This window comes from Microcystis sp. M44BS1, from assembly GCF_020244875.1.
GTDB classification, from domain to species: domain Bacteria; phylum Cyanobacteriota; class Cyanobacteriia; order Cyanobacteriales; family Microcystaceae; genus Microcystis; species Microcystis panniformis.
Genome location: NZ_JADBVM010000153.1, coordinates 32,054 through 44,103, shown reverse-complemented (window position 1 = coordinate 44,103; position 12,050 = coordinate 32,054). Strand labels below are relative to the sequence as shown.

1 protein-coding gene is annotated in these 12,050 nt (G+C 39.9%); it reads left to right on the top strand.

Going from position 1 to position 12,050, the window contains the following annotated elements; translation table 11 throughout:
* The first annotated feature begins 202 nt into the window (after window positions 1-202).
* Complete coding sequence (locus IM515_RS12505; protein WP_287627206.1) at window positions 203-11,923, top strand: type I polyketide synthase; 11,721 nt, start codon at window positions 203-205, stop codon at window positions 11,921-11,923.
* Window positions 11,924-12,050: the final 127 nt, after the last annotated feature.

The window sequence follows — 12,050 nt, the reverse complement described above, 5'->3', positions numbered from 1 at the left end:
GTGAGGTGGGGGAAAAATTTCCTCACTGTGAGCCATCAAATTAATCGACTTACTCGGCAAAAACCAAATTCCCTCGTTATCTTTCGGCGAAAGTCTCAAGCTTTTTCCCTAAACCCGACACTCTACACCCTGTTTCACTTTCCATCTGCTTGTCACCCCGTCAGTCGCAATAATTATTCTTTTCCAAGTCGATTCTAACAATATGGACTTTCAAGATAAAAAGAACTTATCCGAAAACGACCAATCAATCCAAACTAGAGTTTTTAAAGCTCTTAGTGAAGCTAAAGAAAAATTAAAAGCTTTCGAGTCTCAACAAAGAGAACCCTTAGCTATCGTGGGTTTAGGTTGTCGTTTCGGTCATAATATTGCGACACCTGAATCCTTCTGGTCTTTCCTCAAAGCGGGTAAAAATCACCTCAGAGAAATACCTAAGGAGCGCTGGAACCAGCAGGATTTTTATGATTCAGATCGGAATAAAGTGGGTAAAATCTATGTTTCTCAGGGGGGGTTTCTCGATGATGTCTCCCAGTTTGATGCCCATTTTTTCGGAATTGCTCCCAAGGAAGCCGTCGCTATGGATCCTCAGCAAAGGTTGCTTTTAGAGGTAGCCTATGAAGCTTTGGAAAATGCAGGAATGGCAACAACGACGGCTAGAAGGGGAAAAACAGGGGTTTTTATCGGGATTACCAACAATGACTATGCCCGTATTCTTACCTCAAATGAGGACTATAATGCCATCGGAGCCTATCATATTTCGGGCAATCATACTAACGCGGCAGCTGGGCGTATTTCTTACCTTTTAAATCTTAATGGTCCGAGTTTGGCAGTAGATACCGCTTGCTCTTCCTCCTTAGTCGCTGTTCATCTCGCTTGCCGTTCCTTACGTTCCCAAGAATGCAGACAAGCTTTAGTCGGAGGAGTGAACCTAGTTTTAACTCCAGAAGTGGTCATCGCCTTGTGCCGCAATCAGATGTTGGCCCCAGATGGCCAATGCAAAACCTTTGACGAAAGTGCCGATGGGTTTGGAATCGGCGAAGGTTGCGGAGTCATCGTCTTAAAAAGACTCAGTGACGCTCTTGAAGATGGTGATCACATTTGGGCCGTGATTCGAGGGACCGCAGTCAACAACGATGGGGCCAGTGGCGGCTTTACCGTTCCTAATGGGCCCGTACAGAGAGAATTAATCAGAGAAGCTCTAGCTGACGCTCGTTTAGATGCCGAGGCGATCGATTATGTTGAAGCTCACGGTACAGGAACATCTTTGGGAGATCCCATCGAAATTAAAGCCATAGCCGAGGCATTATGCGTCAATCGTCGCAAATCTAACCCTTTATTAGTCGGTTCTCTCAAAACTAATTTAGGTCATCTGGCGGCGGCGGCGGGAATTTCAGGATTAATTAAAACCGCATTATCGCTGCACTACCGTGAAATTCCGGCTCATCTAAATCTTAAAAAACCCAATCCTCATATTAATTGGGATGCCTTACCGATTAGTATCGTTACGCAAAATTGTCCTTGGAATGTTAATAATGGCAAGCTCAAAGCGGCTGGAGTCAGTTCTTTTGGAGCATCGGGAACCAACGCTCATGTTATTTTAAGTGAACCGCCTCAACCGCAACCCCAAACCCCAAAAATATCCCCCATTCTCGTTACTTTCTCGGCTAAGGAACCCGAACGTTTACGTCTTTTTACGACTCAATTTGTCGATGAGCTTGAGCAGAAAACAGAACTCAACGTCAAGGACATTGCTCTATCTTTAAATACTGGTCGTTTCCCCCATAAACATCGTCTCGCTCTTTTAGTTTCTAATCAAGAGAATCTGCGCCAAGGAATTCAGGCTTTTCTCAATAGCAATGGGGATGAAAAGCAATTTCAAAATATTCAAAATAATAGCTTCGACATCATTTATGGAGAAGCGCAAAGCCATCCTAAAGTTGCTTTTCTCTGCAATGACGAGGAAGAAATTAGTCCAGAAATCATTGAAAATCTGCTCAATAATGAGCCAGTATTTCATGAGGCTTTTAGGCAGTGCGAGCATCTGTTTAAAAAATATTTAGAAGTTTCTCTTCAGGAATTATTGTCATCTAAAAAAGCCTTAGAGCCTCAGAGTTCTTTGTCTGTACAACCGCTATTATTTGCCTATCAATATGCTCTTTGTGAACTCTGGAAATCGTGGGGAATTTCTCCTTCTGCGATTCTAGGTTCTGGATTAGGGGAATATCTCGCCGCTCAACAAGCGGGCGTTTTTTCCCTTGAAGATACCGTCAAGCTGGTGGCGAAACGCGCTAAAATTAGCCCACAAAACCCCAACTCAGAAGACCTTTTATCCTTGCTCAAAAGCACCCCAGAAGTCGATTCTAACTCCCCCGATATTACCCTAATTTATCAGGGTGAAGTTGTGAAAAAATCTCTCAGAAATTTGGTGAATAGAGGGGAAAAGATTAGGCAGAAATCCGACGAAATCGCCCGGGGAATTTCTACTCTGCATCAAATGGGCTATCAAATCTTCCTAGAAATGGGAATCGGTGCCAATCTCATTAATATAGGTCGTCAAAAGTTAGGGGTAAATTCAATTCTATGGTTATCTAGTTTAGGGAAAGATTGTCACAGTGACCAGCATGAGCAAAGGGTGCTAGGTCAACTCTATGTGAGAGGATTTAATATTAACTGGGAAGCCTTTCATCGCTCACATCCAGGGCAAAAAATTAGTTTACCTAATTCGCCTTTTATCCGCAAACGCTACTGGATAAATTCTGGCAATAAATCAGAGTCTTCTAGCTATAAAAACCCTAATTATTACTCTGGACATCCCTTACTAGGCGAGCATTTTCCTTCTCCCTTAGCTCTGCTTCAATATCGAGGGAGCATTAGTCAACATAAACCTGCATTTTTAGGAGAACATCAGGTTTTTGATCAGGCCATATTGCCAGCATCTGCCTTAATAGAAATGGCCTTAGCTGCTGGGGAGAATCAAAAAGTTATTTTAGAAAATGTTGAATTTAAGAAAGCATTAATTTTAAAAGATACGGAAGACACATTACAGTTAATCATTGAGCAAAAAAGCTTTAAAATTTACCATGCACTTGAGCCAAATTGGGCAGTATTAGTTACTGGAACAATTGAGGAATTGAAATCAACTAATTTAACCAATTGTGATCTAGAAGAAATCGCAAAAAATTGTCCTGAAGAAGTCGATATAAACTCCTTTTATGAAACTTATCAAAAATCAGGGATAAATTACGGGAGTAACTTTCGGCTCATTCATCAACTGAAGCGCGGAGAAAATACAGCTTTTGCTCAAATCAAATTAACCGATAGATTAGAGCGGGAAAAATATCATTTTCATCCAGCTATGTTAGACGCTTGTTTTCAAGGGATTGCTGCCATTTTATTTAAAGAAGAATCCTCAGTAACTTATGTTCCTGTTCGTCTTGGTAAATTGGCATTTTTTCACCCTCCTGATGAGCAGGTAATCAGCGCGGTTCGACTGAAGAACTCCTCCCCTAACCCTAACATTATTATCGCTGATATTGATATCTATTCCCCCCAAGGTCAACCCTTAGCATCCCTCACCAACTTAGAACTAAAAGCCGTTCAATCCCAAGAGATTATCCCCCAAGAAATCCCCCCTCAAATCTATCTAGAAGAATGGATGCCTTGCGAGGAATTATTAGGGAATGGCAGAGACACTTTAGTAGCTCCCCAGGTAATTAAAAATCAAATTCACCCCCCACAGTTAGAACAACAACTAGGGGAAAAATTGGCGCAATATGAGCGCTTAATGGCATCTTTAGAAAAGTTAAGCGTTGTCTATATCTGGGAAGCCTTAACAAAACTTAATGGACAGCCAAAATTAGGTCAAACTTATTCCGAAGCACAGATAGCAAATCAAGGTCAAATTGTCGATTTTTACCGACCTTTATTATCTCGATGTTTAAGCATTTTAGCTGAAGAAAAAATCGTTAATCAGACAAAAGATGGCTGGCTATTCCTCAAAAAATTAGAAGCACCTTCATCCCAATCACAAATTAAAATTATCCGCCAAGAATTTGCCGATTATCCAGCAGAAATTAGTCTAATGGAGCGTTGTGGCTCTGCTTTGGCAGCAGTCATGAGTCGTCAAGTTGATCCATTAGAATTACTCTTTCCTCAAGGGGATTTAGAAGCGATTGCGTCAATTTATTCGGAAGCCGCCGGAGCTAAATTGATGAATCAGTTAGTCGCCACCACAATCAGCCGTGCTATTGCAAATTTCCCCCCCTATTATCCCCTAAGAATTCTCGAAATTGGAGGAGGCACAGGAGCCGCTACTACTGGCATTTTACCTCACTTACCCACGGAACATATCGAATATGTATTCACCGATATTTCCTCTAGTTTCTTAACAAGAGCCAAGGAAAATTTTAGAAACTATCCCTTTATTAAATATCAAACTTTAGACATTGAAAAAAATCCCTTTACTCAGGATTTTCTACCTGGCAGTTTTGACATAATCATTGCCGCTAATGTTCTTCATGCCACAGCCAACCTTCAAAAAACCCTTGAAAATGTGCGCTCTCTCATCGCTCCCAAGGGACTACTAATCCTCTTAGAAAGTACAGGGGCAAGACGTTGGGTAGATTTAACCTTTGGCTTGACAGAAGGATGGTGGTTATGTAGTCAAGATCTGCGGCGGAATGGTTATCCGTTAATCAGCACAAAAGATTGGCAAAATTTACTGATTGAGAATCAATTTGAAGACATTAATATTATCGAACCAAGCCAAGCAAAAACCCGAAATTTATTAAAACAAAGTGTCATTATTGGTAGAAGCAGTGAGCAATTACCTTCTCTGCCAGCAAAATCCTACTCTCATCAAATAATCTGGGCAGATAGTCAAGGAATTGCTAACGGTTTAATCCCTCTATTCCAACAGAGAGGAATAAGTTGTTCTTGCGTCTTTACCCAAGATATTAACCCGGAGATTGCTGAAGATTACCTATCAACATTGAGAAACTCGATAACTTCAGAAACTCGTCAAATACTGTACTTCTGGGGCTTAGAAAACATCCCTGGAGAAATTGATCAACAAGTCGAGATTCATTGTCAACGATTTCTCTTTTTCTTACAAGCCTTATTGCAGCAAGAAAATCCACCGACTCTGATTTTAGTGACTCAAGGAGCAGTACCAGCAAAAGCCATTAAAACCCTAACCTCTCCCTCTCAAGCCTCCTTATTAGGAATAGCCTTCAGCCTAGTCTTAGAACATCCTGAACTTAATTTTAAGGCAATTGACCTAGATCCAGATGAAGTAAACGCAGCCGACAAACTGCTGCAAGAAATCTACAGTAATCCCCAAGAAAACCGGGTTGCTTTGCGGGGGGAACAGCGTTTTTATCCTCGTTTGGTGCAGAGAAAACTTGAAGATGGAAAGATCAATTTTAGTCCTGATGCCTATTATTTAATCACAGGAGGCACAGGGGGGTTAGGATTAGCAACAACCCGATGGATGATTGGAAAAGGGGCGCGGAATCTAGTTTTGTGTAGTCGTCGAGGGGCAGAAGGAATTAGCCCTGAAATATTAGCCAATTTCTCCTCTAGTGGGGCAGAAGTTACCCTTAAAAAACTTGATATTACCGATGCTGAAAAACTGCACGCCGTCCTAGAAGAATGCCGTTCTAAATATCCTATACGGGGTATTTTTCACATTGCTGGAACCTTAGACGATACAACCTTATTAAGACTAACACCAGAGAGCTTTAATTATGTTTTAGCTCCCAAAGTTAAAGGAACTTGGTTGCTTCATCAACTCACCCTAAATGACCCATTGGAATTCTTTGTCTGTTATACTTCTGCTGTATCTTTAATTGGCTCGGCAGGACAAGCTAATGCTGCGGCAGCTAATGCCTTTGAAGACGCTTTTATCTATTATCGTCAGGCGCATAGTTTACCCGGAACGGTCATAAATTGGGGTCCTTGGAGTGAAATAGGTGCAGCAGTAGATCGCAATGTTTTAGAGAGATTAGCCGCTAAAGGATATGGGGCTATGAAACCCGATTTAGCCATTAATGCTCTGGAAAAAATTCTTCTAAATCAGATTATCCGCGCTGGTGTAATTAAGATTGACTGGCAACAATTTCCTTATATTCATCAAAGCTTTTATAAAAACTTTCTGCCTCAAGGAAAACCCCAAGCTGCCCCCTCATCTGAGTTTTTAAAACAATGGCAAAATTTAACCTTAAAAGAGCGTCCTAATTGGCTAACTAATCATATCATCATGCGTGTTTCTACTGTTTTAGGACGCTCAAATGATGAAACTTTTTCCCCTCAACAGGGCTTTTTTGATTTGGGGATGGACTCTCTCACTTCTACAGAGTTACGAAATCTGTTACAAACTGACTTTAATTGTTCTCTCCCTTCGACAATTACTTTTCGTTTTCCGAATGTTGAAGCCTTAGCTAATTATTTACAGCAAGAAGTTCTAGATAATTTTCAACCAGTATTTACCCCTCAAATAAAAGCAGAAATTTCTCAAAAACAGCCAGAAAAATCCTCTGTAGAAAAATCACAACTCGATGATGATCCTATTGTTATTGTCGGCATGGCTTGTCGATTTCCCGGCAGTGCTAAGAATTTACAATCTTTCTGGGAACTTTTAGAACAGGGAAAAGATGCCATAACAGAAATTCCTCAAGATCGCTGGGATCAGGAAACATGGTATGATCCTAATCCCGATGTACCGGGCAAAATATACGCTCCTTACGGTGCATTTCTAGAACAAATTGAGGAATTTGATGGAGAATTTTTTGGCATTATTCCTAGAGAATCTGTTGCCATGGATCCTCAGCAGCGTTTACTATTGGAAACCACCTGGCAAGCTTTAGAATCTGCTGGACAAAATCCCCAAAAATTACGCAACAGTCAGACGGGAGTTTTTATCGGTTGCATGACTCAAGATTATGCCCAATTAAGTTATTCTCCTCAAGCCATTAATGCTTATACTGGTTCAGGAACTTCTGTTAGTATGGCGGCGGGTCGTCTTTCTTATGTCCTTGGTTTACAGGGTCCATCAATGACTATTGACACCGCTTGTTCCTCCTCATTAGTAGCGATTCATTTAGCTTATAATGCCTTACTTAATGGTGAGTGCGATCTGGCTTTAGCCGGAGGGGTTAATGTTATTTTAACTCCCATTATTTCTTTAATCGAAAGTCGCGCCCATATGCTTGCCCCTGATGGACATTGCAAAACCTTTGATGAGAGCGCAAATGGCATGGTGCGAGGAGAAGGCTGTGGAATAGTTGTTCTGAAAAGATTGAGCCAAGCGGTTAAGAATGGAGACCAAATTTTGGCAAAAATTTATGGTACAGCCGTCAATCACGATGGTCCAAGCAGTGGGCTAACTGTTCCTAATGGTCAAGCTCAAGAAAAATTATTACATCAAGCCCTTAAACGTGCTAATCTCAAGCCTGAACAAATCGATTATATTGAAGCTCACGGCACTGGAACAGCCCTTGGTGATCCGATTGAATTAGAAAGTATGTCCGCCGTTTTTGGTCAACGCTCCCCTAATCGGCCTTTAATTATTGGTTCAGTAAAAACGAATTTAGGCCATTTAGAAGGTGCTGCCGGAATTGCTGGATTAATTAAAACAGTTCTAGCTTTACAACACCATAAAATACCTCCTCATCTTCACTTTAAAAATCCTAATCCCCGCTTTGATTGGAGTTCTCATATTTTTGAAGTTCCTGTACAAGGAAAACCTTGGAATATCAGCGAACGTCCAAGGATTGCTGGAGTAAGTTCCTTTGGATTTAGTGGAACGAATGCTCATATCATTGTTGGGGAAATTGGCTCTGATTTGCCTCAAGCTTCGGAGAATAATTTTTATCTATTACCTCTTTCGGCTCGTTCTGAAAAATCCCTGCAAGAGTTAGCGAGAAATTATCAAGATATTTTGACTGAGTCTATCAATTTAGCTGATGTTTGTTTTACCGCCAGTACAGGGCGGGGGATTTTTCCGCAACGAATCTGTATTTTAGCAGACTCAATAACGACGGCACAACGAGCATTAATTGATTACCAAGATGGTGAAGATTCTGACTCATTAATTCGACCGATTTTATCAGAGACTCCGCCAAAGATAGCTTTCCTCTTTTCTGGACAAGGCTCTCAATATTCTGGCATGGGAGAAACCCTTTATAACCGAGAAGTTGTTTTTAAGGAAACATTAGATCTTTGTGATCAAATTCTAGAACCCCTTTTAGAAAAATCTCTCCTAGATTTAATCTTTCAAGAGCAAAATAGCCAGTTATTAGAGGAAACCCAAATCACTCAGCCGGTGATTTTTTCCCTTGAATATGCACTCGCCAAATTATGGCAATCTTGGGGAATACAACCTTCAGCCCTTTTAGGACATAGTATCGGGGAATATGTGGCGGCTTGTTGGGCAGGAGTCTTTTCTTTAGAAGATGCCTTAAAATTAGTGACTCAACGGGGTAAATTAATGGGAAAATTGCCCCACAATGGCAGTATGTCCGCTATTTATGCTGATTATGAGACGGTAGCAAACGCTCTAACTTCTTATGAAAATCAAGTTAATATTGCTTCAGCCAATGGCTCAATTACCGTCATTTCTGGATTTAAAGAGATTGTTGAGCAACTGGAAAAAGACTTTATTGATCAAGGGTATAAAACTAAACGTTTAGCGGTATCTCATGCTTTTCATTCTCCCTTAATGCAGCCTATTCTTGATGACTTTTCCCAGGTCTTAAAAACAATTTCTTTTCATGAACCTAACTTAACCATTATTAGTAATCTGACAGGGAAAGCTGTAGGTTCAGAAATTACAACTCCTGATTATTGGGTAGCTCATCTGCGTAATACTGTACAGTTTAGTCAAGGATTTAAGTCTTTAATTGATCAGGGTTATCGTTGTTTTCTAGAAGTCGGTTCCAAGCCTGTATTACTGAGTATGGCTCGCCTTATTTCCTCTAACCAAGACCTATTATGGTTGCCTAGTATTGTACCCGGGCAGGATGAACAGGCACAAATGTATAGAAGTTTAGCGACACTTTTTGTTAATGGTTATTCCCTAGACTGGGCTAAAGTATTTAAACAAGGTAAGCGGATTATTTTACCGACTTATCCTTTTCAAAGAGAACGGTATTGGTTATCTAATTCGGAATTTTCTCTAGGGCAAATCAAGACTCAGTTACATCCTTTTATTAGAGATTTTAAAAAGTTAGCAACGGGAGACATGATCTTTGAAGGTGAGGTGAGTTCTCTTAACCCTAGTTATTTAGAAGAACATAAGGTATTTGAAAACATTGTATTTCCGGCTACCGGTTTTATTGAAGCTATTTTAGCCGCAAGTCAGAAAATATTTGATGGGCATTTTGTCACCCTTGAAAATGTCTCTATCCATCAGGGACTCCTCTTGTCTCCAAATCCCTCAATAATCCAAATAATTTTTAGACCTAAAAAATCATCTCAACTGATTTATACTTTTGAGATATTTAGCAGTGATTCTGCACAAGAACAATGGGTTCTTCATGTTACAGGTGAAGTCAAACCTAAGGATATACAAAGCTTGGCTGCCTCAGAATTAACCCAAACTAAATTAGAAAGGGAAAACTCTAAAGAATCGATTTCTATTCGTGAATTCTATGAGCTTTATCAGCAGATGGGTATCAGGTATGGGGAGCAGTTTAAAGCGATTCAAGAGTTATATTCTTTCAAAAAAGGCTCTCAAGCTAAAATTAGTATTAACCCTAGTTTAGCGGATCGGCGTTATTATTTTCATCCGGTTCTTTTGGATGCTTGCTTACAGAGTATTGGGGCAGCTTTCCCCGAAATTCATGGTCAAGAATTGCATCTACCTTATGGATTCTCTTCCCTGGAAATATTCCTAAATCCAACTTCGCAAGTTTGGACGGAAGTTCAGGTCATCTCAGATACTAATGGTGAAATGAGAGTAAATGTTAATATTTATAATGAACAAGAACAGCTTTGCGCTCGTTTTACTGACTTAACAGCACGGCGCATAAATCCAGATATTTTACAGAGTTTATGGCAAGAAAAGTCAAACAATTGCTTTTATAAAGTGGAATGGAAAAAACTTTCTTCAATGCCAACTGTTGCCGTTGATCCTCAAAATTCTTGGTTAGTCTTGGTTCGTCCAGAAACAGACTTAAATTCCCTAATTAATTTATACAAAAAGGCAGGAGAAAAAGTAATTACTGTAGAAATGGGGCAGAATTATCAATGTCATTCTCAAGATTCTTTTGCCATCAATGCCGCTCAAAAATCTGATTTTCAGCGTCTCTATCAAGAAGCTTATCCATCTGGAGAATTTCCGACTGGTGTTGTTTTTTGTTGGGAATCTTCAGAAGCTGAAGATGTTCTAGATACGGTATATCAGAGTTCTCATGCCGTCTTAAATTTGGTGCAAACCCTCACTAATAACTGGGAGAAATTACCCCATTTATGGCTGATTACTCGCGGGGCTAATAAGATTAGCAATGATACGGCTTTATCTCCTCAACAGTCTCATTTATGGGGATTAGGAGCAGTCATTAATCAAGAGTATCCTAAAATGGGTTGTGTTTGTTTAGATTTACCAATCCATAAAGAAGCTAATGAAGCTGAACTTTTATTCAATGAATTAAAGTGTTTCCCCCATGAATTCCGTTTAGCTTTACGTCAAGGAAACCGCTACGCAGCTAGGTTAGTTTCTGCATCTCTTCCTATCTCAGAAAAACGACAGTTTATTAATCAGTCAGGGGCTTATTTAATCACGGGAGGGGGAGGAAAACTGGGCGGATTAGTGGCTCAATGGTTATCAGAAATGGGAGCAAGTCACCTAGTTTTGTGTAGTCGCCATGTTAAATCTTCAACAGAATTGATAGCTTCATTAGTGAAAAAAGGAACAAAAGTAACCTTGATTGAAGCTGATATTACTTCCCCCACAGATATGAAAAATTTATTCTCTCGTTTTGGCGCAGACTTGCCCGTCTTACGAGGAATAATTCACGCAGCAGCGGTCTTAGAAGATGGGCTGATCAGTAATCAAAGTTGGCAAAAATATCAAAAGGTAATCAGTCCAAAAGTAGCAGGAACTTTATTATTAGATCGTTATACTCGCTCTCTATCTTTGGACTTTTTCGTAAGCTTTTCTTCTGCGGCTGTTATCCTTGGTTCGCCGGGTCAAAGTAATTATGCGGCGGCTAATGCTTTCCTGGATGCTCTAATGCAGCAACGGCAAAGTTTAGGATTACCTGGTATTAGTATTAATTGGGGAGCTTGGGAGACGGGCAACCAAATTGATCAACAACGTTTCGCTAATTGGGGTTTGCAGATGATGTCCTCTGAGCAAGGGTTTCAATATCTCAGTCAGGTAATTTTAGGTGATATTACTCAAGGGATAGTTCTCGATATTGATTGGTCGATTTTTAATCAAACTTTCAACATTAGTCAACCCTTCTTTAGCGAGGTATTAACCCTAAACAATCAAAAACAAACAAGTCCAGCAAAACTATTAGAACAATTAAAATCTGTCTCTATAGACGAACGAATAACCGCTTTAGTAGAAGGACTGGAGAAAATATTAAGAGAAGTGACAGGGTTAAATGAGAATAAGGTTATTCCTCAACAAACATCATTCTTAGACTTAGGTTTAAACTCTCTAATGGTCATAGAATTTAAAAATCGCTTAGAAAGAGATTTAGGGTGTAAATTGCCATCCTCGATCATTTTCGATTATCCTAATCTTCTCAGCTTAAGTACCTATTTAAGGGAAGAAATTCTAGCCAATCATCTCGATTTTGAGATTAAAATAAATCCAATTCCTGACAATCATAATCCCTACGACAGCCTCAGTGAAGACGAACTCGCAAGATTACTTAATCAAAAATTAACGGAGCTTGATCAATATGGAGGTTAAACTTTAAAAATAATGTTTCAAAAGCCATGAGATGTGGTAGGATAGGTAGATGAACATGAGTAAGCTTAACTCTCTGGGGTTAAATTTGGGTTTATATTTACTGATAGCACAGCATCCTAATTTATGT